Source organism: Companilactobacillus muriivasis (genome assembly GCF_036246245.1).
GTDB lineage: Bacteria > Bacillota > Bacilli > Lactobacillales > Lactobacillaceae > Companilactobacillus > Companilactobacillus muriivasis.
Genome location: NZ_BTTQ01000011.1, coordinates 39,828 through 64,947, shown reverse-complemented (window position 1 = coordinate 64,947; position 25,120 = coordinate 39,828). Strand labels below are relative to the sequence as shown.

At 37.8% G+C, this 25,120-nt stretch carries 17 protein-coding genes and 3 tRNA genes; 3 read left to right on the top strand and 17 right to left on the bottom strand.

The annotated features are described in order from the left end of the window. The first annotated feature begins 128 nt into the window (after nucleotides 1–128). Nucleotides 129–3,761: an SLAP domain-containing protein gene (locus tag AAA923_RS11260; RefSeq protein WP_338217190.1), complete on the top strand. Its 3,633-nt coding sequence runs from the start codon at nucleotides 129–131 to the stop codon at nucleotides 3,759–3,761. A 25-nt stretch (nucleotides 3,762–3,786) separates the two neighbouring features. Further along, nucleotides 3,787–4,182 (top strand): DUF1828 domain-containing protein, encoded by a 396-nt coding sequence (locus AAA923_RS11255; protein ID WP_338217188.1) that lies wholly within the window; start codon nucleotides 3,787–3,789, stop codon nucleotides 4,180–4,182. Nucleotides 4,183–4,439: 257 nt separating this feature from the next. Here the strand turns inward: AAA923_RS11255 and AAA923_RS11250 are convergent. The 9 genes from AAA923_RS11250 to AAA923_RS11210 all read right to left on the bottom strand — a co-directional run bounded on the left by AAA923_RS11250 (nucleotide 4,440) and on the right by AAA923_RS11210 (nucleotide 12,693). Then, nucleotides 4,440–4,525, bottom strand: a tRNA-Leu gene (locus AAA923_RS11250). Nucleotides 4,526–4,561: 36 nt separating this feature from the next. Next, nucleotides 4,562–5,026: a SprT family protein gene (locus tag AAA923_RS11245; protein WP_338217187.1), complete on the bottom strand. Its 465-nt coding sequence runs from the start codon at nucleotides 5,024–5,026 to the stop codon at nucleotides 4,562–4,564. Then, nucleotides 5,026–5,460, bottom strand: coding sequence for a hypothetical protein (locus tag AAA923_RS11240; protein WP_338217186.1), 435 nt, complete (start codon nucleotides 5,458–5,460; stop codon nucleotides 5,026–5,028). Before AAA923_RS11240 ends, AAA923_RS11245 begins: the two co-directional genes overlap by 1 nt. A 5-nt stretch (nucleotides 5,461–5,465) precedes the next feature. Further along, on the bottom strand, nucleotides 5,466–6,446 hold the full coding sequence (locus AAA923_RS11235; RefSeq protein ID WP_338217184.1) for a glycosyltransferase family 2 protein: 981 nt from the start codon (nucleotides 6,444–6,446) through the stop codon (nucleotides 5,466–5,468). Further along, nucleotides 6,439–7,890 carry a glycosyltransferase family protein gene (locus AAA923_RS11230; protein ID WP_338217182.1) on the bottom strand — a complete coding sequence of 484 codons (1,452 nt, stop codon included), beginning with the start codon at nucleotides 7,888–7,890 and terminating at the stop codon, nucleotides 6,439–6,441. The genes AAA923_RS11235 and AAA923_RS11230 overlap by 8 nt, the downstream gene beginning before the upstream one ends. A gap of 1 nt (nucleotide 7,891) precedes the next feature. Next, nucleotides 7,892–9,061 (bottom strand): aminotransferase class I/II-fold pyridoxal phosphate-dependent enzyme, encoded by a 1,170-nt coding sequence (locus AAA923_RS11225; RefSeq protein ID WP_435890178.1) that lies wholly within the window; start codon nucleotides 9,059–9,061, stop codon nucleotides 7,892–7,894. Between the two features lie 132 nt (nucleotides 9,062–9,193). Continuing rightward, the gene (gene nadE / locus AAA923_RS11220; RefSeq protein ID WP_338217177.1) at nucleotides 9,194–10,012 is read right to left on the bottom strand and encodes an NAD(+) synthase; all 819 of its coding nucleotides are present in this window, start codon (nucleotides 10,010–10,012) and stop codon (nucleotides 9,194–9,196) included. Nucleotides 10,013–10,014: 2 nt separating this feature from the next. Continuing rightward, nucleotides 10,015–11,490 carry a nicotinate phosphoribosyltransferase gene (locus AAA923_RS11215; protein WP_338217175.1) on the bottom strand — a complete coding sequence of 492 codons (1,476 nt, stop codon included), beginning with the start codon at nucleotides 11,488–11,490 and terminating at the stop codon, nucleotides 10,015–10,017. 126 nt (nucleotides 11,491–11,616) lie between these two features. Next, nucleotides 11,617–12,693 carry a glycosyltransferase gene (locus tag AAA923_RS11210; protein ID WP_338217171.1) on the bottom strand — a complete coding sequence of 359 codons (1,077 nt, stop codon included), beginning with the start codon at nucleotides 12,691–12,693 and terminating at the stop codon, nucleotides 11,617–11,619. Between the two features lie 58 nt (nucleotides 12,694–12,751). Here AAA923_RS11210 and AAA923_RS11205 point away from each other — a divergent pair, with 58 nt between their 5' ends. Then, entirely contained in the window at nucleotides 12,752–13,480 is a 729-nt protein-coding gene (locus AAA923_RS11205; RefSeq protein WP_338217170.1) for a WecB/TagA/CpsF family glycosyltransferase, read from the top strand. 603 nt (nucleotides 13,481–14,083) lie between these two features. On the opposite strand, the gene AAA923_RS11200 is transcribed toward AAA923_RS11205, so the two are convergent. The 8 genes from AAA923_RS11200 to AAA923_RS11165 all read right to left on the bottom strand — a co-directional run bounded on the left by AAA923_RS11200 (nucleotide 14,084) and on the right by AAA923_RS11165 (nucleotide 25,061). Next, nucleotides 14,084–15,478: an O-antigen ligase family protein gene (locus tag AAA923_RS11200; protein WP_338217168.1), complete on the bottom strand. Its 1,395-nt coding sequence runs from the start codon at nucleotides 15,476–15,478 to the stop codon at nucleotides 14,084–14,086. A 488-nt stretch (nucleotides 15,479–15,966) separates the two neighbouring features. Continuing rightward, on the bottom strand, nucleotides 15,967–16,668 hold the full coding sequence (locus AAA923_RS11195; RefSeq protein WP_041501516.1) for a GntR family transcriptional regulator: 702 nt from the start codon (nucleotides 16,666–16,668) through the stop codon (nucleotides 15,967–15,969). A gap of 132 nt (nucleotides 16,669–16,800) precedes the next feature. Continuing rightward, nucleotides 16,801–16,872 (bottom strand) — tRNA-Gln (locus tag AAA923_RS11190). 5 nt (nucleotides 16,873–16,877) lie between these two features. After that, nucleotides 16,878–16,960: transfer RNA gene (locus AAA923_RS11185), tRNA-Tyr, on the bottom strand. Nucleotides 16,961–17,744: 784 nt separating this feature from the next. Further along, nucleotides 17,745–19,220, bottom strand: a complete 1,476-nt coding sequence (locus AAA923_RS11180; protein ID WP_338217166.1) for a peptide MFS transporter — start codon at nucleotides 19,218–19,220, stop codon at nucleotides 17,745–17,747. Nucleotides 19,221–19,364: 144 nt separating this feature from the next. Then, nucleotides 19,365–20,867 carry a glycerol kinase GlpK gene (glpK, locus tag AAA923_RS11175; RefSeq protein WP_338217164.1) on the bottom strand — a complete coding sequence of 501 codons (1,503 nt, stop codon included), beginning with the start codon at nucleotides 20,865–20,867 and terminating at the stop codon, nucleotides 19,365–19,367. Between the two features lie 39 nt (nucleotides 20,868–20,906). Next, nucleotides 20,907–22,415, bottom strand: a complete 1,509-nt coding sequence (gene glpK, locus AAA923_RS11170; RefSeq protein ID WP_338217192.1) for a glycerol kinase GlpK — start codon at nucleotides 22,413–22,415, stop codon at nucleotides 20,907–20,909. Nucleotides 22,416–22,523: 108 nt separating this feature from the next. After that, nucleotides 22,524–25,061, bottom strand: coding sequence for a YfhO family protein (locus AAA923_RS11165; protein ID WP_338217162.1), 2,538 nt, complete (start codon nucleotides 25,059–25,061; stop codon nucleotides 22,524–22,526). Nucleotides 25,062–25,120 lie beyond the last annotated feature (59 nt).

Below are 25,120 nucleotides of genomic sequence, written 5' to 3'. Positions count from 1 at the left end.
TCTAGCACCAAGACGAAAAACCTCTTTCATTGTTTGTGTGAGAACTCCAATGATACCTGATTTTTACGTCTTGGTGTTTTTATTTTGTCATTTTTCTAAAGTGGCTAACTTGATTATAAAATTCGCCTTTGAAATTCATCGACTCTCAGAAGAATAAAATCAACACTACCGATACCGAGGGAATGTTCAAAAATGATTCTAAACTAACTGAAATTAATCTATCTAAAAATGATGTAACTCAAATTGAAAATATCAGTCATATGTTTGAGAATGACACCTCTCTCCAATCGATAACTTTCTCAAAAAATAGTTTTCAAAATATCACTGACGGACGTTACGCATTTGCAAATGATGTAAAATTACAAAAATTTATCAGTACTGATAAACCCGATTTGTCTAGTACTAATGCTTGGAGAACAAATTCCGAGGCCCTTCAAACTAATTCGAAAGTAATAATAAATCTAATTTCCATGTTCAAAAATGATATAAGTCTAGATAGTTTAAACCTATTTAATTGGTCCTGGGCAAAAACTACAAAGACTGGTGACTCTACTATTAATGAGGGAATGTTTGATGGTACCAATTTAAATTCTATTGCTCTAAACCCTAATCTTCGATTCAATCCGAATACCTATTTAACTTCCAATAAGGGTACTAGTTGGAAAGGATACACAAAGGATCATGACATTTATACCCCAACCGGTGATACATTTACCGGTATTCCTATTTCTAAGGATGATGGAACTATCATCAATGGTTTAGGATATTTTTATAATGGTTCTGGAAATCATTTGTCCAACACATCTGATGTGGTATATTACCATGCCGTTGAAAATACCTCTCAGAATATAACCGTAACCAACCAAGTGACTATTCATACTAACCTGAATTATGATGTCACCACCAATGCAACTGGAACTATTGGTCGGTTGACCCCTGTCACCCCCAAAGAACAATGGACCTTTCCAGACGGCAAAGTTTATTACTTAGAACCTAATCAAGAAATAAATGCCGTTCTTGGTCTGACACAATCGACGGCTAATGAAACAGCAATATACAAACTTAAGCCAGCCAATGGTGAAAAAAATAAAGAAATAACAATAGACGGACAAAAAATAACAATCGATATTCCCGATGGCTCTGTTAGTAATCATACGGAAATAACAATCTCTGAAGATAATTTACCTAAAGGATACACATTCAAACAGAACACCATTAACACTATTAAAATAACTTATAACAATGATGATTCAAAAAATCCGTACACAATTGACTCCTCAGAAATTGAGATTGTTCCAAAATCTGTTTCAGAAAATCATGCATCAATAAACACACCTGTAGGTTCAAAAGATTTTACTATACCCGCAGGTACTATCTTTTCAAAATCAAAACCTTTTACCCTACCTCAAGTTGATGGTTATACAACTAACAATGTGATAGCTGTATATAATCCTGAAGGTACCGTCCTAATAGATTCTGAAACTAAAAAGGTTATTGACCCCACCGATTCTAGTATTTATAAAGGAAAAGAAACTCAACCAGGATCATTTGAAGTAACTTTAAAAGACGGATCACATGGTTCAACCGATTATGGAACTGAATATGTTGGGAAAACTGTATTTATCAATTCTCCTGAAATTTTAGGTTACAAACCCGACCAAAAGCAAATTAAGGGAATTATTGACGTCAAAGGTAAATTCATTCCTGATCCAGATTCAACCTACTCCTACACGGGAGATACAGTGAAAAAAAGTGAGTTAACGGTACCTACTCCAGAAGGTAACAAAACAATAACTATTCCCCAAGGTAATATCGGTACTTCCACTACTATTGATTTACCTGAAGTTCCTGGATACACCACAAAAAAAATCAAGGTAAAATATGTAGTCGACGAGAATAAACAGGAAACTGTTATATTTCAAGACTACGATGACAAGACCGTTGACCCCAGCAAAATCAATAATTATCAAGGAAATAATACCGATCCTGGGACTTATACTTTCACTTTAAAAGATGGTTCCAAAGCCGAGATTTCTTATGGCAAAGAAACAGTTGGGAAAAAGGTCCAATTTAAGGCTCCCACAATAAACGGTTACCACACAGAGCCAGGTGCACAAATCACCGGAACCATCAATGCTGAAGGAAAACTTATCCCTGACTCATCCCCTGATTCAATCTATCAGGGAGATATACTTGACGTATCCCATAAATCAGTAAATACACCTAGTGGTGCAATGAATCTGGAAATCCCCAAAGGTACTGTCGGTACTTCAAAGCAAATAGATTTACCCGAAGTTTCTGGCTATACGACTTCAAAAATAACAGTCATTTATAACGCCAACAAAACCGTTACGTTATTGAATGATAAGAATAACGTTATTGATCTAAATAAACTTTCTAACTACATTGGAAAAAGATTCAATTCTGGAACCTTCCATTTCAAATTAAATGATAAATCTGCCGGTAGCACTACTTATGGTCCCGTATCAGTTGGCAATTCTTTGAAAATCAAATCGCCCGCTATCAAGGGATATACACCTGTAAATGAAGAAATATCTGGAAAAATCGACTCAAATGGCGACTTCATTCCTGATAACCCCAAAGATTTAAACTATACACCGATTACACTTACCGGACATTCTCAAACGATATTAACACCAGTGGGTAAAGAAACTCTCCAAATTCCAGACGGAAAAGTTGGAACTTCAACCCCCATCACTCTACCAGGAGTGGATGGCTACACATCCCCAAAATTTCAGGTTAACTATGGACCTAACGGTATAACAATCAGCGACATCAACAACAATCATTCCATTGATTTCAACAACTCCAACTTTTACACAGGAGTCACAGTTGCTGGTGCAAAACTTATCGTCAAAAATCCTAATGGACTTGAAACAATCACCCTGACAATTCCTGAAGGAAAGTATGGAGACAATTCGAAAACAATTTCAGCTCCAAACTTACCCGGCTACTTCGCTCCCACAATCATCGCTACTTACCAACCCGATGGCACGCTCAAAATTATTGATGCCAAAAATCCAAAACTAGTAATTGATCAAAAACAGACTTTAACGTACAAAAAAAAGCCCTCAAGGGGCTCAAGCCATCACAATATTAAACGACCAGATGTTTCATATACCAATCCAATCAAACAAACGATTTCAACTTTTGCAGATAAAGTGGCTGTACAAATTTTTCAACTGGATTCAAATAAACAAATGAATTTTGTTACCAACCGTGTCCTAAATAATGCAATTAGTTGGAACAGTGATGCCAAAATAACAGTGAATGGTATTAATTATTATCGGATTGCTGCCAACGAATGGGCTCAAGCAAACCAAGTTTATTCATACAATCCAATTGATGAACGAATCAGAACTTATGACGATTCAGCCAAATTACTTTACCAAGCTGAAAATAAACTAATTTCCAATCGTGAGCTTTCCGTAAATAGTGCATGGATAACCGACCGTGAAACTGAAATTAATGGTCAGCAATATTACCGTGTAGCAACAAATGAATTCGTCAATGCAAATGACGTCTACATTTACTCACCTGTGAATCTAATCGTAACTACTCATAAAGTCCAAACTAAAATTTACACTGCTAAAGGAGACTTAGTCACTGACCGCTCACTTGCAAATAACACGAGTTGGAAAGTCGACAGCATCACTTATATCAATAATGAAAAATATTATCGCGTTGCCACAAATGAATTCATCAAAGCATCTGATATAGCAGTTAAAGATGTTCATTAATTTTGGGGATAAGTTAGGGGAAAAAATGGATACTTTTGAAATGAGAAAAGCATATTTTGAATGGCTCAGAGAAAACGAAAAATATACCGAATTATCATCCAATTCAATTCGTATTGAGACTCCTTTTTTAGATAACTCTCTTGATAAGATCATTTTATACGTCAAAAATAGTGGTTCTAAAATTGTCATATCTGATAATGGTTGGACTTTAGATTACCTTGATAATCACGATTTTACTTTCAAAATAGGATCATCCAAATATATTTTGTTACATTCTATTTTGAAAACCTTTGACTTAGGTATATTCGATGGTGAGATATACGTTGAATGTGTCGAGGATAATTTCCCTCTGGCAAAGCAAAAAATACTTCAAGGATTAATCAGAATAAATGATTTAACATTTCTGAGTGGCACAAATTAATTAAGAATTTCAGCTGTAGGGTGACGAGAAAAATGCAGTCTGCTATGAAGGTGGCGTTAGAGCTTTAGCTCTTACACCACAGGACGAGTTTTGAAATTCGCGAGTTTATGCGAAGTTCAAAATCGAGGTTTGAGATCGCCCTCTGGCTCAAACCGGTACTCATAGCAGAACTGCATTTTTCTCGTCACCCGAAAGCGGCATACTTCAAGGCAACAAAAAAAAAGCAGCTGAACAATATCGTTCAACTACTTTGATGATGCGGGTAAGAAGATTCGAACTTCCACGGAGAAAACTCTCCACAAGATCCTTAGTCTTGCGCGTCTGCCAGTTCCGCCATACCCGCATGCACGTTCTATAATACACATAATTAAAAAATATTTCAAGCTGAAATATTAAGATCTTTAATATATTTCAACTTGCCACGGCAAATGCCACAGACATACTTTTGTGTATTCAATTTCTTAACGCGCCGATAGATATGATGACAGTTGCTGCATTCATAAATATGATAAGTTTTTTTCTTAACACTACTTTGAATTGGCGAATAACGTAACCCACCAACTTGCTGCAATAAAACCTTAAAAGTATGATCTCGATGTTGTGCTGGTAAGCCGTCGTTATACAAGTGATAGTGGCACAATTCATGTTTGATGACTCCTACCAAAGTATCATATCCGAACTGTTCATAAATCTTAGGATTGATATCAATATGCCGGTCATTTAAATGAAATCTACCACCAGTTGTCTTCAAACGACTGTTAAAACAAGCTTGATGAATAAAAGGCTTCCCAAAATATTCTTGGGAAACCTTTTTTATTAACTCGGTTAATTCCTGATTATTCATTATGCCAAGTCAGTTAATTTTTGAATTAATTTAGAAAATCTATCCATATATTCGTCTTGCTTCTTTTCAGCTTCATCAAAAGCGTGACGATCAACTTGCTTGTCAGCACCGATACTGTCAGTCATTTCTCCACAGCCTTCAACATACTTCTTAAATGCAGAAACTAGTGAGATATGAGTTCCCATCAATCTTGCAGGAGCCTTACCTTTTTCAAGTTTAGCTAGAGCTTCTTGATAGTTCTTTGTTCCAGTAGCGAAATCTTTTTGGATCTTACCGTATTCAACATCGTCCATCTTATCAACTTTACTACGATCCAAGGCACCACGAATCTTTTCGTATTCTGGGTTCAACTTATCTTGCTCTTCCTGGATTGATTGAACAGTATTGTTAATTAATTGACCGTATTGCATAGCTCTTTTTTGTGCGGCATTCATAATAATTACCTCTTATTTTCTTCTTGTGTCTTCTCAGCATAAATATCTCGTTCAACTGTAAATCTTGGACGTTGCTTAACCTCGTTAAAGATTTTACCAACATACTCGCCGATGACACTAATACTAATTAATTGTACACCACCGAGTGCCCAAATGGATATCATTAATGACGACCAACCAGGGATTACATCGCCATTGATTTTTCGAATAAAACTGTAAATCAGCAATAATATACTGATGAATACGATGAAAAATCCTAATCCCATAATCAACTTAATTGGCACGATTGAAAATGATGTTACACCATCGACGGCAAATTTAATCATTTTGCGTAATGGATACTTTGATTCTCCAGCAAAACGTTCTTTTCTGGCGTAATATACTTTGGCAGATTTGAATCCCACTAATGGAACAATTCCACGTAAGAATAAATTCCGCTCACGATAACTCAACAATACTTGGCAGGCACGTTGACTCATCAAACGATAATCAGCTGAATCAGGCACCAGTTTTACACCTAAGAATCCCATAAACTTATAGAATGCTTCAGCTGTGCTACGCTTAAAAGCTGTATCAGTATCACGATTGTTTCTAACGCCATAGACAACTTCGGCACCCTTAAGATACTCGTCGACCATCTTCGGAATCGCATTAACATCATCTTGAAGATCAGCATCTATCGTTATAACGGCGTCAGAATCTTTTGATGCACTAGTAACTCCAGCCAATAATGCTCCCTGATGCCCGAAGTTGCGGCTTAGTTTAACTCCTGTAACGGCGTTATGCTTCTTTGAAAATTCATCAATCAATTCCCAAGTTTTATCTTTACTACCATCATCCACAAAAACAATCTTACTTTTCTCAGAGATTTTCTTTGCAGCTACCAAGCCATCAACAATGGCTGACAACTCTTTAGTAGTCTCATGTAGTACCTCTTCCTCATTGTAACAAGGTACTACAATACTTAATTTAAATACATCAGACATTCATTTTACCCCACTTTGATCTCATCCATTCACAAATGGTAAATAGCCCTAAACCGCCTAAGATGGCGATAACAGGCAGAAATTCAAGTCGATATCTGCCTTGCACTTCAATTAACAATTGTACGACAGCGTAGGCCATCAGTGGTAGTACTAATAAGAATGTTTTTTGATTTTTATTATGCCAAAGTCTTAATGAACCTATCCATGAGAAAATAATCAGTATAACGGTACCCATATAGCCTAATAATTTAGCCATATTGCTTACTTTCAATGAATGTTGGGTCTCAAATCCAGTAAAGTCAATCGTCGTTGAGCGACCGGCCCAGAGCGTTTCGTTCTTATTCCAGAACAATTTCAACCAACCATGCGTTGAATTCAAGTTAGAAATATTCTCTCGGATAACCTGATGTTCCTGAGCACTCATCTTGGCACGACTATCCTTCAAATTGAAACGGTTAACCATCCCTTGATCGTATGATCCATTGGAACTAGCATCTAGACCAACCACAAATTTCCACTCAGAATCACGATTAGTCAATCCATATTCATTCAAGCCAGAACTCTTGATTGCCATACCGGCAGCCGAGAATATCATTTGATAAATGACCAATGTAATCAGAATTTTACCTAAACCAGACCAATTGAATTGATTATTTTGAATAAATAAGTACAACAAAGCATATACAACGATTCCGGCAATAACCACGGGGCCAATTGGTCGAATAATACTACCAATTCCCAGCGTTATACCGGCCAGGGCGTACGCCCAATACTGATTCTTCGTGATCAGATAGAACGTCACAAGAAACATCAGCATTCCTAAATATTGGTTATCCGCCTGACTATTTAAAGCAAACCAATCTAAGTCAATCATTAAAACAAAGACCGTTAATCGAGCAACACTGACGTTTTTGAACAATTGCATTGCTAGAATATATGACATCAACAGAATCAAAACTTGATACAAGACGTTTAACAATTGAATGGCAATGATCTTGTGACCAAAGACTTTGACCACCGTCATAACGTAGACTAGATAACCTGTTTGATAGGCCCACTTGGCGAAATAATCATTGTCATACTTATAAATTGCTTTACCCTCAAGCGCCTTAGGAGCTGTTCTCCAGAAAGCTTTAAAGTCACTGAACTGTGTCTGTGGAACTAATTTCAGCCAAATGATTGCCGCAATGGCGAAAACCATTAGCATACTGATTAGAATTAGTCGGTTTAAATTAGGGTCATCATCACGAATTCGATATAAGACGAATCCACCCCCACCGACAAAAACAATTGCACAAAGAAAAACCAGTACTGTTAATACTGGTTCAACTTTTAAATAATTGATTGTTAGAAAGTGTCCCATTTGAATCAATACGACTGTCGTAAAGATTGCTAGGCACACAATAATAATTTTACTAATAATGCCTTGGAATTTACTTAGCATTCTATCCCTCTATATTTGCTAATTTTTTATGGTGTACCAGGAAACTTTGAAGCTTCGAAATACACTGTTTAATACTTTCCATGCTTGCAGCATAACTGAAACGCAAGTGACCTTCACCACCGATACCAAAGAAACTTCCTGGTAGAATTGCCAAATGCTCTTCTTCCAATAAATCGTTAGCAAATTTAACGTCGTCTTGTTCGTAATCTTCAGGAATTTTTGCAAATAAGTAAAAGGCTCCATCTGGCGTTGGGCATTCAAAGCCCATGTCGTGTAAGCCAGCATACAAGGCGTCACGTCTTTCTTGATATTGTACCTGCATTGCTTTTGGATCATCGTAGCCATTTGTATACGCTTCTAAGGCTGCGTATTGAGTAATTGATGTGATTGATGTAGTTGCCAATTCATGGATCTTATTAATCTGTGAAATGACCTCTGCAGGCCCACAAACAACCCCAAAGCGCCAACCTGTCATAGCATGTGACTTTGATAGTCCGTTCAGTAGAATCGTCTGTTCCGGCAAAATATTGCCAAATGAGACGTGTTTAAAGTTATATGTTAATTCACTATATATTTCGTCACTGATAACGAAAATATCGTGGTCTTTCAAAACATCTGCTAAAGCTCGTAATTCATCCTCAGTGTAACTAACCCCCGTTGGATTACTTGGGAAGTTGAGTAAAAAGATTTTGATACGTGGATTCGTTCTCAAAACCTCTGCTAATACATCAGGAGTGACTTTGAAGTCAGTCTTTGAAGTATCCAAGTAAACCGGTGAAGCTCCATTGAAATCAGCATCTGGACCATAAATGGTAAATGCTGGTGATGGAATTAAAACCTCGTCACCATCTTGCAAAATCGCATTGAAGGCTGAGAAAACACCTTCGGTAACACCAGTCGTAGCAACAATCTGTGTCTCTGGATCATAATTCAAATCGTACTTATCGTGCAGATAGTTAGCTACAGCAACCAATAGATCGTGGTTACCTTCTGGCACTGTGTAGTGCGTGTGGTCATCTTCAATGGCTCTAATTGCAGCCTGTTTGATGTGTTCAGGAGTATGAAAGTTGGGTTCGCCAACGGTCATATTAACAGCTCCTGGTATTTTCTTGGCCCGCGCATTGAACTTAAAAATATCCTGTTGTTTAATTGCGACAACGGATGGTTTCATTAGGGAGATTAAATCACTTTTCACTGTTATACACCTCTTTTAGAAGATTACACTCTCATTCTAACATACGTCATTTCTTAAAAAAAAAGACATTCAAAAAATCTGAATGTCCAAATATGATACAAAACTATACTAATTGTCAAATACGGTATATGGAGAGCGGCGCTTGTGAGCAGTCTTCTTATACCAGTTTTCAATGATTTCAGCACTAGCATCTGAAATGTCTTTACCTTCAAGATAATCGTCAATATCTTTATAAGATACACCTAAAGCTTTTTCATCAGGCAAACTAGGACGGTCTTCCTCCAAGTCAGCTGTTGGTGTTTTCTCATAAAGATTCTTAGGGGCATCAAGTTTGGCTAACATTGCCTTGCCTTGGCGCTTATCCAAACGGAATAACGGCGTTACATCAGCAGCGCCATCACCAAATTTTGTATAAAAACCAGTAATATTTTCAGCAGCGTGATCGGTTCCAACAACAACACCTTGGTTATCGCCAGCAATCGCATATTGTGCAATCATTCTAGTTCTAGCTTTGATATTACCTTTGTTAAAATCAGAAATAGTTAAACCATTGTTCTCAACGGCTTTTACCATTGCATCGACACTATCTTTAATGTTAACTCGAACGACTTTATCAGCTTTCATCCATTCGATAGCTTGCATACAATCAGACTCGTCAGCTTGCTCACCGTAAGGCAAACGAACCGCGATAAATTGATAACTGTCATCGCCAGTTTCTTCACGTAATTCAGTCATAGCAATTTCTGATAATCTACCTGCTAATGTCGAATCCTGTCCACCAGAAATGCCTAGGACAAGTGTTTTTAAAAAGCTGTGTGCCGTTAAGTAGTTCTTGAGAAAGTCCACTGAGCGTCTAATTTCAGCTTCTGGGTCAATCTCTGGCTTAGTATGTTCAAATTCAATAATTTCTTTTTGCAATGGTCTCATTTTTAGTCACCTAACCTAATGTTGTTTACGTCATTTCTAATCTTCTCAATATACTTCATCTTGTGACTGTACAGTTTTGAAGATAAATCAACAGGATAGACTTGAGGGTTTAAAATACGTTTGTATTCGTCCCAGAGTGAATCGAGGTTGTCAGCACAATACTTGCGGATTTCTTTAACATTTGGCAAGTCATAAACTAACTTACCGTTGATAAAGATATCATGCAACATTGGCTTAGCTTGGAAATCTTCCACAGTCTTATTGATATAAGTATATTGTGGATGGAACATATAAAGTGAACTGTGTTCTCTAGGATCTTCATTCCAGAAAGTTACGTAGTCCCCTTCGGATTTATCATTCTTTTCGTTATTAGTGATTCTCCAAACTTGTTTCTTACCAGGTGTGGAAATCTTAGCTGCATTACTTGAAAGTTTCAAAGTATCCATCATATTGCCTTTAGAATCTTCGATACTTACCAATTTGTAAACAGCACCTAGAGCTGGTTGATCAAAAGCTGTAATAACCTTTGTACCAATTCCCCAGACATCGATTTTAGCATCCTGCATCTTCAAGTTTAAAACGGTCTTTTCATCCAAATCATTGGAAGCGTAAATCTTAGCATTTGGGAAACCAGCTTCATCAAGTTGCTTTCTGACACGCTTAGAAATATAGGCCATATCACCGGAGTCAATTCTGACACCTTCAAAATTAATTTTGTCGCCCATTTCACGAGCAACCTTGATGGCACTAGGCACACCACTCTTCAAAGTATCATATGTATCAACTAAGAAGACACAATTCTTATGTGTTGTAGCGTAGGCTTTGAAAGCTTCATATTCGTTACGGTATGTTTGCACCAAAGCATGGGCATGTGTACCAGAAATTGGAATACCAAACAACTTACCTGCTAAAACATTACTTGTAGCATCAAATCCTGCAATATATGCGGCTCTAGTACCCCAGATAGCAGCATCGACTTCTTGTGCACGACGTGAACCAAATTCCATAACGGGATCATCGCCACAGACAGTCTTAATACGAGCAGCCTTTGTCGCAATCAAAGTTTGGAAGTTCACCATATTCAAAATGGCAGTTTCAATCAGTTGGCATTGTGCCAATGGTCCTTCAACTTGAAGGATTGGTTCTTCATTGAAAACCAAATCTCCTTCAAAAGCTGAACGAACTGTACAGCTGAATTGCATATCTTTTAACCAGCGTAAAAATTCCTCATCAAATTCCCCGTATTCACGCAAGTAATCGATATCTGAATCTGAAAAACTTAAATTCTTAAGATAATTAACGACATGTTCCAGTCCTGCAAAAACGGCAAAACCATTGTCGAAAGGCAAACTTCTGAAGTAAACTTCAAAAACAGCCCGACGGTTGTGCAAACCCTTCTTCCAGTATGTATACATCATATTTAATTCATAATAATCCGTATGCAAAGTTAAATCTTCATTTTGAAATTGAGTCATCATAACTCCCTTATAAATTTATATTAAAAAGTAGTCTGGTTTTTTCTGAAATATGCAGCTTTAACAATCATTCAAAACCTTACAAGGCAAAAACCAAATCAACTTCTAGTTAACAATCTATATTTTACATTAATCTGCATTTAAAGTCGCTTCGTATCCATCGTTTACTTTATGAGCTAATTCTTCGATAGAATAGTTGTCTCGAACTTCTTGATAAAGTGCCAATCCTTTTTGATCAAGGTTGCCATCACGCCACATTGAGTGGGCATCGTTCAAGGCTGCAATTAGTCCTTGTTCATCGCCAGAATCGACTAACCAACCAGTATCGTCATTGATAACTTTATCGGTAGCACCAACGTTTGTAGCAATAACTGGTTTTCCATAAGCGGCAGATTCAAGGTAAACTGTTGGCAAACTTTCTGACTTCGATGTTAGAACAGAAACGTCACATTCTTGGTAATAGTCACCGGTATTTTCACGGAAACCAACAAAATCGACTTTTTCTTTGATGCCTAGTTCTGAAACTAATTTACGTAAATCGTCCATCAATGGACCGTCACCGACTAGTGTCAAGCGATAATTGAACTTCACTTTGCTCAAAGCTTCAAGCAATAAACGATGATTCTTGACCTCAACCAAACGTGCTACTTCCAACAAACTGAATGTTGGTTGGCGATTGAATCGCGGATTGATTCCAGAAAAATCGATGGCATTGAAAACTTCAAATGTTTTGCTTGATCTGATTTTCAATGATTCAAAATATTCTTCCAAATCAGGGTTCATGTAGAAAAGTGAATCTGCGCTTTTTAGAGCGTGTAGATTTAACTTGAGCATAACTTTACCTTTGATCCCTGAAAAGTCGATACGGGGGTCAGAATGGACTGTTATGACCCATTTAGCATTGATTTTCTTTCTAATCAAAGACACGATATAGTTAGCACGTGGACCATGTGTATGTACAATATCGAAGTGATTATTGTTAATATAGTTTGTTAATGGTTTTAGAATCGATAAATCAAAACGTTGTTTTTGTTTCATCACCGACACGCTCAAGCCATTTTCACGCGCCATCTTTGAAACTGGACCTTCTTGAAAAGTTAATAACGTACTCTTCTCACCAGTTAACTTTTGACCTTTCATCAGGTTAACAATATATGTACGAGCTCCACCGTCTTCATTGCCGGCATTAATATGTAAAACCCTCATTAAGACACCTCTCAAATTAATCTTTCTCGTGTATAATAATACATTAAAGGAGAACGCCATGCACAAAAATAGAGTAAATATTTTAGGTACAGAGTTTGATAATTTCACGACTAAACAATTTCATAAATACTTGGATGATGATTTGGATATTAAAGCAAACAAGTTTATCGTAACACCTAATCCTGAAATTGTTCTTTCTGCTAGAAAAGATACCAATTTTTCAGAAATTGTCAATAATGCTGATTACGTCATTCCCGATGGAATTGGAGTTATCAAAGGAGCTAAGAGTCTTGGAACTCCACTCCACGAACGAATCACCGGATTCGATACTTTACAATATTTAGTTGAAGCGGCTAACCGCAAGTTTTCGAAAGTTTATTTACTTGGTGCTAAACCCGAAGTTATTGAAGCTAGTGCTGAGAAAATCAAAAAGGATTACCCTCAAGTTGATCTTGTTGGTTATCACGATGGCTATTTCAAGGATGAAGCAGATATCGTAGCTGAAATTGCTGAAAAGCAACCTAACATCGTTTTCGTTGCTCTAGGTTCCCCTAAGCAAGAGATTTTCATCAACAAATACCGTAAGACAGCTGATGCTATTTGGATTGGTGTTGGTGGTAGTTTTGATGTCTTCTCCGGTACTAAAAAGCGAGCTCCAAAGTTTTTCCAAGCACTCAATTTGGAATGGTTCTACCGTTTGATTAAGGAACCTACTCGTTTTGGCCGGATGTTGGCAATTCCTCGTTATATGAATTTGATTAACAAAGAAAAGAAGAGCCGTAAATAAGCTTCCGTTTCCAGAGCTGAGAGTATTCATCTGCTGTGCGGCACGGCTCAAGCCTTTCTACAGACCGGAAAGTCTCCAACACGTCCGGTGGTGTAATGGCTAAAGCCATAACGCCACTTTCGCTGCTGATGAATACTCTCAGCTCTTCCAACTAATTTGTCTTTTATATTAAATGAATATCACTTTCAATCTCCAATATGTCGGTGATTATGAAAAGCGCATTTAATTTAGAATTATCAAACTTACTTAAAAAATTAAAATAAAAAAGATTGTCATCCAACTTTTTCATTTCGTTGGATGACAATCTTTTTTTGTTTCAAGCATTATTTTTAGTTTATATAGGCAGTGGCTCTAAAACGAGTTCCGAAGGCCAATTTCTTCCGCTTTGCCTACCTACCCAAATCATCCGCAAGGTACGCGGATAATTCGTGAAGCTACGCAAATGCTCGGAAATTCCCGGGCCTGCTCCACTCTCTCACCAAAACGAGTTCCGACAGGGCAACTCCTTCCGCTTTTCATATTTAAGCAAATCACACGCAAAACCGGCGTGCAATTCACTTATTCACGAAAATGCTCGGGAGCTGACCGCCCTGTCTCCACTCTCTAATCTTCGACATCAATGGTTTCAGGATTCTGTCCACTTCTTACAAAGATTCTAGCATTTAACATTGCGTAACTAAGAATCGAAACGAAGTAAATACTTACTGAAGGTGCCTCGATAACGTGTCCCGTCATCAATGCCATTCCGAATCCTAACGCTACACTGGCTACTAACATTGCCCACTTAAAGGACCACATGTACTTGAATTTTCTCAAGAATGTGCCGACTAGATATAGCAAGCAATAGAGCAATGGCGCTAAGTAGATGATTGTTCCGAGGATACCAAATTGGAAGAAGATATCGATGTAGTCCATTTCAACTAGCTTGGCTTTCTTCTCACTCTTAAAGCTTGTTGCATAACCCATACCAAATGTCTTTTGAGCTATGGTTGCTTTCTTATAATTGTGAGCGGCATTTTCAAAGTAAACTGTCCGACCACTTAGTAAGTAAGAAACTGTCTTGTTAGTTTCAACATACTTCTTTTGATCTTTAGTAATACCTTTTTTAGTCTTAGCTTGTTTCTTCTTATACTTGATCATATCGTTGTGCAATTCAGCGGTTCTGGAAACGGCCATGGCTGGATAAGCAGCGAATACTCCACCAAGTGTGATGACTAATAAAGCCACGATTCCGGCGTTGAACTTGCGATTGCCGCCATCTTGGAAGAAGTGAATGACTGCTGCCAAAATTCCCATACAAATACCGAAGAGAATTGCTAACAATGAGCCCTTTGTACCAATCAACAATGCTGAATAGATTGCCAAAATAATTGTTAACCAGTAGTAAACTCTCGACCACTTGTTAATTTTATTCAAGGCATACCAAATCATAATTGGAAAGGCGATTGAAACGATAGCACTCAACTCATTAGCAGCGTAGAACCAGCCACTTTCACCTAATTTGTAATAAGCATATGAGCTGAAACTTGTGTTTGTAAAGTGCGCCACAATCATGATAATACTGATGATATTAACAGCGTAGAAAATCACTTTAGGGAAATAACGGTTGATAACTCGATCTTCCGCCAATTCTTCAAACGCATAAAAGTATCCCAGCAACATGACTGGATAATACAAACTTTTTGCTAAGGTTGTTATTTCTAGTGATGGTATAAATAAAACTTTTTGTTTGTAATTAATGATTAAACTGATTATCGAAACTATTCCTAAAATCACGAAATACCCGATGACTCGAAACCCTTGTTTGTTATCCCGATTCAGTATCAGGAATATCAGGATATAAAACGCCGTAACGGCCATAACAGCCATTCGAATCAATACCCCAAAGGTTATATTAATATGTGCCTGAGCCATCAGTCCGGTAACAGCATCTAATACAGGTTGAAAAACAATATATAGCATCAAGAAGATACTGTACTTTTTTATAAAGCTTTGCATAAGTGACTCCCAGTTAAAAATTTAAAAAACATATCAAGTTACATCTTACCCTAAATCGAATTTTAAAGAAATTAATTATTCCAATTAAAATTCAAAACCTGTTTTATTGTGTACTTTGTGTACTTCCGCTTCCGATTGCCAGAGAATTTTGCCTGCTGTGAGGACCGGTTCGAGCCATAGTGCGGTCTCGAACCTCGCTTTTGAACCGAAAAACACGTTTCAAAAGTCGTCCTGTGGAGTAAGTTAAAGTACTAACTCCACCTTCACTGCTGGTGAATTCTCTGGCAACCTCCAGCTATATCATTCTTTGGCTCATAACCAATCAAATTTCTTAAATAACTATATCTATCCATCTAATTCATTATTAACCAAAGTAAAACCCGGTCTAACTATATAAGTCAGACCAAAAATCTTAGTAAATAATACCAAAATCATTCTGAAATTTCATTTAACTCAACTAGTAAAACATACACTAGCCGGAGGCGGAACTATCTCTCTAAGTAAAATTCAAAACGATCGCCGGCATATTGTGAACGAACATATTCAAAAGGACGCTCATCATCCAAAGTTGTAACTTGGCGAACTCGTAAAACGGCAGATCCACGTTTAACGTTCAAAAAGTTGGCAATTTTTTCTGAAGCAAGGATGGCTGAAACTGTTTGTGTAGCGTTACCTAATTTTAACCCAGCCTTGTCTTCAAGTGCTTTATATAGTGAAGACGTAATGTCTTTTTTATTCAAGCTATCAACGATACCGATTGGAATAGTTGCAACTTCAAAACAGATTGGTTGCTTATCGGCGTAACGAATTCTTTCCATTCGTAATACTTGGTCGCCATTTTTAAGTTTTAATTTTTCAATTTCGCTAATCGATGGATCGGCTACGTGGTAGGACACAGTTTTACTTGAAGGCTTCTTACCTTGACTCTCAGTAATCTCAGTAAAACTAGTTGTTCCTGACATCTTTTCTTGCACCTTGCTGCTGGCAACATATGTACCGGAACCTACTTGGCGTTGCAAGATTCCCTCATCAACAAGTGTTTGAATCGCTTGGCGTAACGTCATTCGACTAACATCGAAATCTTGAGAAAGCTGTCTCTCTGATGGAATACGTTCCCCCACAGCCCACTTGCCAGATTCAATTTCTTTTCTAATTTCGTTATGAATTTGTATATATACTGGTACCTTCATCATATGGACTCCTTTACGAGCATTACTCCTGTTAATTATACCGTATTTCTATAAAAAATTAAGAATTGGTATAAAAACTTAGAAAAAATAAAAAGGCAAAATTCAAATTATGAATTTTGCCTTTTTAAGTTATTGGGTTAGCTGGATTCGAACCAGCGCATGATGGGATCAAAACCCATTGCCTTACCACTTGGCTATAACCCAATTAATGGAGGGGAGTGGATTCGAACCACCGAACCCGAAGGAGCGGATTTACAGTCCGCCGCGTTTAGCCAGACTTCGCTACCCCTCCATGTGTTTAACACATGTCTCATTCGACTTAATAATATTACCGAAAATTAAGATTCATTTCAAGTGATTTTATAAACTTTTTTTATTTGTTCACTTCCGCCAGAGGATGCCGGTAATTTTTCGCCCGATGTGAGGACCGGTTCGAGCCAAAATGCGGTCTCGAACCTCGCTTTTGAACTTCGCAAAGACCGCGAATTTCAAAAGTCGTCCTGTAATATAAGGACTAACGTCCTAATATTACCTTCACTACTGGTGAAAATTACCGGCATCCTCCGGCTAGGTTTATTAAAAATGAGATTTAATCAATTTAATACTCATATTCGTTTGAATTGATCCAATTTATTCGTCACCAAATAACAAAATATTTAATCCCCATCAGATTTAAAAATTAACCGAATCATTTCGTAAAAATATTTTTAAAATATCAAAAGCAAACAAATTTTTAATTCCAATTTTCTATGCATTAAATCGATGCATCGTTAAATAATAATTCCCTTAAACATTCAGAATCATTAAACATACAATATTTATCCAAAATACCAGAGTCTCCGGTTGCAAGGGATGGAGTACGCTGTGGAGGTGGCGTTATGGCTTTAGCCATTACACCACAGGGCGACTTTGGAGACTTGCCGAACTATGGCAAGGCTTCAAAGCGAGAGACGAGACCTTGGCTCGGCTCGGTCCTCATAGCGTAACTCCATCCCTCGCAACCGGAGGCGGCATCCTTAACAAACAAAAAAAGACTGCAAACTTTTAACAAAGTCTGCAATCTTTAAATAAAATTTTTAATTAACACCTTGCATCATCTTTTTAATCCAAGGAACACAAAGGATTAACAATACGGCTGCAACTAATGTAACGATACCTGTAATTCCAAAGAACATCATTTCGTTATGCGGATCTCCAGGTACGAATAACTTAACAATTTGAGCATTAGCAGCTTGTCCAGCTGAATCAGCTAGGAACCACATACTCATCATTTGACCAGAGAAAGCCTTTGGAGCAAGTTTTGTTGTGGCTGACAATCCAACTGGTGAGATTAACATTTCACCAATTTCGATAATACCCCAACTTAGAACTAGCCAAAGTGGACTAATCTTGCCACCAACATTTAGACCTGCTAAAGGAATCAACAATACAAAGTATGAAATCGCTGTAGCAATTAGTCCCATCCAGAATTTAGATGGTGATGAAGGTTGGCGCTTGCCCAATTTGATCCATAACCATGCAAAGAATGGTGTATAGATGATGATAAAGAATGGATTAAGCATTTGGAATTGTGGTGCTGATAAATGCAATCCAGCAAAGTTCAATTGAGTTTGTTCTGCGGCAAATAATGCCAAAACAACTGAACCTTGCTCTTCAATTGCCCAGAAAATCATAGCGGCAATGAACAATGGAATATATGCAAAAACACGTGATCTTTCAACTTTAGTAACCTTTTTACTTGTTAGCATCATGATGAAGTAACCAACAGGCAAACCGATACCCAAGATACTGATGATCGTTATAACGTTGTCAATTGTAAAGGCACGTGCAAAAATCAATGCCACAACAATGATAACAATTGCTACAACTACGATTGAAACTCGTTTGATAAATCTACCACGTTCAGCATCCGTAATTGGATCTGGAGCGTGCAAACTTGATTCTGGCAAGTACTTACGTCCGTCCCACCAGTAAACAATCAAACCAATGAACATACCGATAGCAGCTAATGAGAAACCAGCGTGGAAATTAAACGCGTTACTCATACTGTTAACAGCTTGTGGAGCAAATAGTGAACCCAAGTTGATACCCATGACATAAATACTGAAGCCGGAGTCACGTCTTGGATCTCCCTCAGAATACAATCCACCAACCATTTCGGATACGTTTGGTTTCAAAAGTCCAGTACCAATAACAATTAGTCCAATAGATAGGAACAATCCAGTTTCACCAATTGGAAGCGATAAGACGATGTGACCAAACATGATCAACACACCACCCCAGAAGACTGTTCTTCTGGCTCCCAAAAGTCTATCACTGATAAATCCACCTAGGACACTTGACATATAAACAAGTGAACCATAGATAGACATAACAGAAGCAGCAGTGGTACGGTCCATCCCTAGACCACCCTTAGTTACTGCATAGTACATGTAGAAAAGTAAAATGGCACGCATACCGTAGTAACTGAATCTTTCCCAAAATTCAGTTAGGAATAATGTACGCAAGCCTGTCGGTTGTCCGAAGAAACCTCGATCTTTTTTCTCGTCCATTAAAAAATTCTCCTCACATTACACAATGATGTATTAATATTAAACTTTCAAATTCTTTGTGTCAAAGCATTTTTAATAAATACATCATAAATCCTTATATATCAACAAAAAAAAATAAGAGCCCTTTAATATAGGCTCTTATTTTTATACCCGGTGTTTGAACGCCATAGTTGCCTTCACAGCGTCTTTCCAGCCAGCATAGAGATCTTGACGAACTGAATCGTCCATCTTTGATTGATAATTTTTTCCAGTTTCATAATTCTTTTTAATATCATCCAAATCTTTCCAAAAACCGACACCTAAGCCAGCCATAAAAGCTACACCTAAGGAAGTCGTTTCTAGTTCAGAGGATCTTTGCAATTGAATGCCTAAGATATCAGCTTGGAACTGCATCAAATAATCGTTAGCAGATGCTGCCCCATCAACCTTTAGGACTTCAATTGGAATCTTGGAATCAGAACTCATCGTTTCAATAATATCTTTGGTTTGATAAGCAATCGCCTGTAACGTTGCTTTAATTAAGTCATTATTTGTTGTCCCACGAGTGATACCAAAAATCGTTCCGTGAGCTTCATTATCCCAATACGGTGCGCCCAAACCGGCAAAAGCTGGAACAACATAGACTTCATCTTTACTTGTAGAAGCTTTGGCAGCATCCGAAGTTTCCGGTGTACTGTTAATCATACGCATGTCATCACGCAACCACTGTAACGCCGCTCCGGCCACAAAAACACTGCCCTCTAAGGCATATTTGACCTGACCGTTAACGTCATAAGCAATTGTCGTCAATAAATTATTGTCGGACAAAGCTGGTTTATCACCAGTATTCATGACCGCAAAGGCACCAGTTCCATAGGTATTTTTGACCATCCCTTTTTCAAAAGCCATTTGACCAAAGAGTGAGGCTTGTTGTGAACCAGTCATACCAGAAATAGGAATCTCAGAACCATAGAATTGGTAGTTTTTCGTTACACCAAAGATTTCTGAGTTCGATTTAACTTCTGGCAACATTGACTTGGGAATATTAAAGAATTTTAATAATTCGTCATCCCATTCCAAAGTGTTGATGTTGTACAACATTGTTCGACTGGCATTAGCGGAATCGGTCGCAAAACTTTCGCCATCGGTTAATTTCCACAACAACCACGTATTGACAGTTCCAAAGAGTAATTCACCTTTTTCAGCACGTTCTTGGGCACCGTCAACGTGATCCAAAATCCAGCGTATTTTAGTGGCAGAGAAATATGGACTGATTATCAAGCCAGTTTTTTGATGAATTTCATCCTTATAACCAGCTTTAATCAAGTCATTGGCTAAACCGGCAGTTTGACGACTTTGCCAGACAATAGCGTTATAAATTGGCAAACCAGTCTCCTTGTCCCAAACAATCGTTGTTTCACGTTGACTTGCGATACCAATTGCTTTAATTTGAGCAGGCTTAATTCCCGAATCAATCAACGCAGTGGCAATTGTTGTTTGGACAGCATTCCACAACGCACTAGGATCATGTTCGACCCAACCCGGGTTAGGCAAAATTTGTTGAATTGGATGTCTGGCAACTGCAACTTTTTTTCCACTGTGATCAAAGATGATAGCTCGAGCCGTCGTTGTCCCCTCATCAATTGCTAAAATATATTCTTTTTCCATAATTTACTCCCACACACCAAAAAAGGCGAAGTCCGCCTTTTAATTTCTTGCTTTATGCTTGAATGTTCTCGTAGCACTGACTGCATCTTTCCAACCTTCATAAAGATAATCAGCACGTTTGACATCCATATCTGGTTCAAATGTCGCACCAGTCGCATATTGTTTCTTAATATCATCTAGGTTATCCCAATACCCCACTGCTAGTCCAGCTAAAAATGCGGCGCCAAGTGCAGTAGTTTCCAAATCATTGGCACGTTGGACTGGAGTTTGTAAAATATCAGCTTGGAATTGCATCAAATATCTATTATTAGCTGCCCCACCATCGACTTTCAACGTTGGAATATCGATACCAGTATCACGTTTCATTGTTTCCAAAACATCACGTGATTGGTAAGCCAATGATTGTAAAGTAGCTTTGATAAAGTCATCTTTAGTTGTCCCACGAGTCAATCCGAAGACTGCCCCACGAGCATCAGCATCCCAGTATGGTGCACCCAAACCAGTAAAGGCAGGTACAACATAAACTTCGTCATCATCACTTGAAGCTAAAGCAGCCTCTTCTGATTCTGGAGCTGAATCAACTAAATGCATGGCATCACGTAGCCACTGAATAGCTGAACCGGCAACGAAAATACTACCTTCCAAAGCATAGTAAACTTTGCCATTAATACCATAACCGATTGTTGTCAAAAGATTATTGTCTGACAATTGAGGCTTTTCACCAGTATTCATAACGATGAAAGCACCAGTTCCATAAGTATTCTTAACCATTCCGGGTTCAAAAGCCATCTGACCAAATAATGCGGCCTGTTGGTCACCAATCATACCAGCGATTGGAACTTCGGAACCATAGAAATGATAACCCTTAGTTGTAGCGTAAACTTCTGAATTAGGACGAACTTCGGGCAACATTTCCTTAGGAATATTCAAAGCCTTTAAAATATCGTCATCCCACTTTAAATCGTGGATATTAAATAACATTGTTCGACTGGCATTTGAGTAGTCTGTCACATGGGCAGCACCGCCAGAAAGTTTCCAAAGTAGCCATGTATCAATAGTACCAAAGAGTAACTCACCTTTTTCAGCACGTTCTTGAGCACCGTCGACGTGATCCAAAATCCAACGGATCTTCGTAGCTGAGAAGTAAGGGTCAATCAAGAGACCAGTCTTCTCGTGCACCATCTGACCATAGCCTTCTGTTTCTAACTTGGCAGCAATGTCAGATGTTTGACGACTTTGCCAAACAATCGCGTTGTAAATTGGTAAGCCAGTCTTCTTATCCCAGATAATCGTTGTTTCACGTTGGTTCGTGATTCCGATACCTTTAATTTGTTTCGGTTTAATGCCAGATTCAATAAAGACACTGGCGATAGTTGATTGCACGGCATTCCAAATTTCGTTAGCGTCGTGTTCAACCCAACCAGGTTGTGGAAAATGTTGCGTAAATTCACGTTGGGCATCAGCAATCTTTGTGCCTTTTTGGTCAAAAATTATTGCTCGGGTACTAGTAGTACCTTCATCAATTGCCATAATATATTCACTAGACATCATTTCACCTCATTATGTAAACGTTTCATACCAAAATATTATAACATTTGCCAAATATTGCAAACAATTAATAGTTTTCTTTCAATATGTTGTCGTTTAGATTATTTTTTAGTCTTTATTTCTTTTCTTTATTAAATAATTGAATCCAATAAATAGAATAATCGAAATAGTTGAAACAATCCAGCCTAACTTCAAACCAGGAACTTGATAATTCATCACAACCTTATGATGACCACTTTTCAGATTGATTGCCATCAGATTATCGACAACTTTATGAATTTTAACTTTTTTGCCGTCAACATATGCGTTCCAACCATTATCGTACGGAATACTGAATAGCATAGGTGAATCTTCTGGGACATCAATTGTCCCCCGCACTGTATCATGATTCAAATCAGACGTAATCTTCAATGAATTGTTGCGGAACTTGTGCAACGACTGTAAGAAAGCTTTCTGATCCAAAGATTGGAAATATTCCGGATTTAAATCAAGCGACTTATCAGTCACAATTTTTACTTGCACCTTTTTGTTCCGCTTGAAATGACCTAATCGTAAAGTGGCAGCCTTATAAACATTGATTGGCTCTGTATCGACCCGCTTACCATTGACGTAAATTTTAGCTTTATCGTAATTCATCGGCGAAACGTAAAAATACATCGGACCACTGGCACGAGTTACCAATTGATACGTATACATTGTTTTATTTTTAACATTCGTCTGTTGCATGCTGGTCATCAAAGCATTCTTCAAATACTCATAACTATTGCCATTCAGAGATTGCCAAAGTCGATCCTGATTTGCTAAAGCTCGCTTAGAATACATCTGAAATCCATAAACATCCGAGTTAACTAGGAATCCCAACGTTGGCGCATTGTAATTTTCCTCGACCTGATAGTGATTGTCCCATTGGCGAACTCGATAATAAACACCCAGCAAGGCATTGGTCAAATTCGTCCCACCAAAATAACTGATTCGACGGACATTAACACTGTAATAACCTAAATTATGCATCATTTCTAACGTATTCTGATTCAACGTTGAGCTGTAAAGACTGACACCATTGATATTGAACAAAATTGGATCATTGTAATTGTTGTATTTTTCCGGAAAAGCTTTATTCAATCCCGACTTGGAAACGATAATTCGATGTCCCAGATGACTTTTATCTTTGACATTCTTCAAAATTGCATCTTCTTTGGCAAACTCTTCCCGATAAACCAACTGATTACCAAAGCCAGCAGTACTCATGACCGAAGTGAAATTAGCAATAACTTCAAACGACATCATCAGAATAACTACAACTAGGAACTTTCGATTCATATGGAAAGCCAACAATATTGCACCCGAAATAATGATACAGACGATACTCAACCAAAAATATCGACCGTCATATTCACGGTTCGGCATACCAAAGCCGAGTTTCTCAATGATTCGTGGCAACGACCATTCCGTCGAATAACCGATACAGACTAGAATTCCCGCCAAACATGTGCTCTTAATGATGGTGCTCATATTTTCAAAGACACCAGCATCAAAAGCTTTGTAAGCAATAAAGATACAGACGAACGTGAAAATGAAACTATTTCTGAATGGAAAGCCCGCTGGATTTTGAAACATATGCCACACGGTGTTGAAAGTCGTGACAAACATGCTAATAAGTAACGTTCCCAACAATAATGTTGAATACCACTTATCTTTATTTGAAATCCGGTCACTGAGGAAAAATGCCAGCAACAAAATCAAAATTGTCGAAGTCATGAAAACTGATGGACCATGCTCAAGTCGTTGGTTGAAAGTATTGCCACCGATTCCTAATTCAGTCAGTGCTTCCAAACCAAAACGAGCTGATGGCAAATAATTTAAAACACTAAACGAAGTTTTCGCAGTCTTTAACATACCAGCTAACGTTGGCACTAGTACAACCGCAGAACTCATTCCGGCCAAAAATGAGGTAATCAAATAATTTCTAATCACTCGCCATTTGTTGTGCGCCTGAAAGAGATTATTTTCCAAACCAATATATATGAAGAAACAGACTGAAAAAATACACAGCATGTACCCTAAATAGTAATTAAAAATGATTGCTAGAAGAATTGAAAAGAAGTAAAGCACATACTGTTGCTTCTTGATAACTTCCATTACACCGACAGCCACCAACGGTAACATTATCAACGCATCGAGCCACATCAGATCATAAAAATATGATGCCACAAATCCACAGAAACTATAGGCAATTGTGAACATATAATTTGCGACCGATATTTTCTGAAAGTAAGATTTCAAAAAGTACGCCATCGTAACGCCCATGCTAGAAATTTTCAGCATGATTATAATATTTGCGGCTGCTGGAATACCCTTGGGACTGAATAAAACTAATAACAAATTAAATGGCGATAATAAATAGTAACTAATAACTGGAAAGAAATTGTCCCCCAGTGATTGGCTGAATAAGTAAAGATGAACGTTACCTGTCACCAATTGACGTCTCAGTTCGGTAAGAAATGCTAGATATTGGGTTCCTAGATCACTACTAAGAAAATTATTGTTGCCAAAAGGAACCAAGCCAACATAGGCAAAGGTAATTGAAATAATAACAAAATTAATAAAAAACGCTCCAAGATAATACAGGACACGACGTTTCGACATAATAATAGAATCTCCTTAACTAAAGGATGGTTTTAAGTTTCCATCTCCAGGAATGAGAA

What these genes read in the sequence shown, in the direction of transcription:
- AAA923_RS11215 (WP_338217175.1), bottom strand. Translation starts at nt 11,490, where the DNA reads ATGATGACTCAATTTCAAAATGAAGATTTAACTTTGCATACGGATTAT.
- AAA923_RS11205 (WP_338217170.1), top strand. Translation starts at nt 12,752, where the DNA reads ATGCACAAAAATAGAGTAAATATTTTAGGTACAGAGTTTGATAATTTC.
- nadE (WP_338217177.1), bottom strand. Translation starts at nt 10,012, where the DNA reads ATGAGACCATTGCAAAAAGAAATTATTGAATTTGAACATACTAAGCCA.
- AAA923_RS11225 (WP_435890178.1), bottom strand. Translation starts at nt 9,061, where the DNA reads ATGAAACCATCCGTTGTCGCAATTAAACAACAGGATATTTTTAAGTTC.
- AAA923_RS11210 (WP_338217171.1), bottom strand. Translation starts at nt 12,693, where the DNA reads ATGAGGGTTTTACATATTAATGCCGGCAATGAAGACGGTGGAGCTCGT.
- AAA923_RS11235 (WP_338217184.1), bottom strand. Translation starts at nt 6,446, where the DNA reads ATGTCTGATGTATTTAAATTAAGTATTGTAGTACCTTGTTACAATGAG.
- AAA923_RS11245 (WP_338217187.1), bottom strand. Translation starts at nt 5,026, where the DNA reads ATGAATAATCAGGAATTAACCGAGTTAATAAAAAAGGTTTCCCAAGAA.
- AAA923_RS11255 (WP_338217188.1), top strand. Translation starts at nt 3,787, where the DNA reads ATGGATACTTTTGAAATGAGAAAAGCATATTTTGAATGGCTCAGAGAA.
- glpK (WP_338217164.1), bottom strand. Translation starts at nt 20,867, where the DNA reads ATGGAAAAAGAATATATTTTAGCAATTGATGAGGGGACAACGACGGCT.
- AAA923_RS11180 (WP_338217166.1), bottom strand. Translation starts at nt 19,220, where the DNA reads ATGGACGAGAAAAAAGATCGAGGTTTCTTCGGACAACCGACAGGCTTG.
- AAA923_RS11165 (WP_338217162.1), bottom strand. Translation starts at nt 25,061, where the DNA reads ATGTCGAAACGTCGTGTCCTGTATTATCTTGGAGCGTTTTTTATTAAT.
- AAA923_RS11230 (WP_338217182.1), bottom strand. Translation starts at nt 7,890, where the DNA reads ATGCTAAGTAAATTCCAAGGCATTATTAGTAAAATTATTATTGTGTGC.
- glpK (WP_338217192.1), bottom strand. Translation starts at nt 22,415, where the DNA reads ATGTCTAGTGAATATATTATGGCAATTGATGAAGGTACTACTAGTACC.
- AAA923_RS11195 (WP_041501516.1), bottom strand. Translation starts at nt 16,668, where the DNA reads ATGAAGGTACCAGTATATATACAAATTCATAACGAAATTAGAAAAGAA.
- AAA923_RS11240 (WP_338217186.1), bottom strand. Translation starts at nt 5,460, where the DNA reads ATGAATGCCGCACAAAAAAGAGCTATGCAATACGGTCAATTAATTAAC.
- AAA923_RS11200 (WP_338217168.1), bottom strand. Translation starts at nt 15,478, where the DNA reads ATGCAAAGCTTTATAAAAAAGTACAGTATCTTCTTGATGCTATATATT.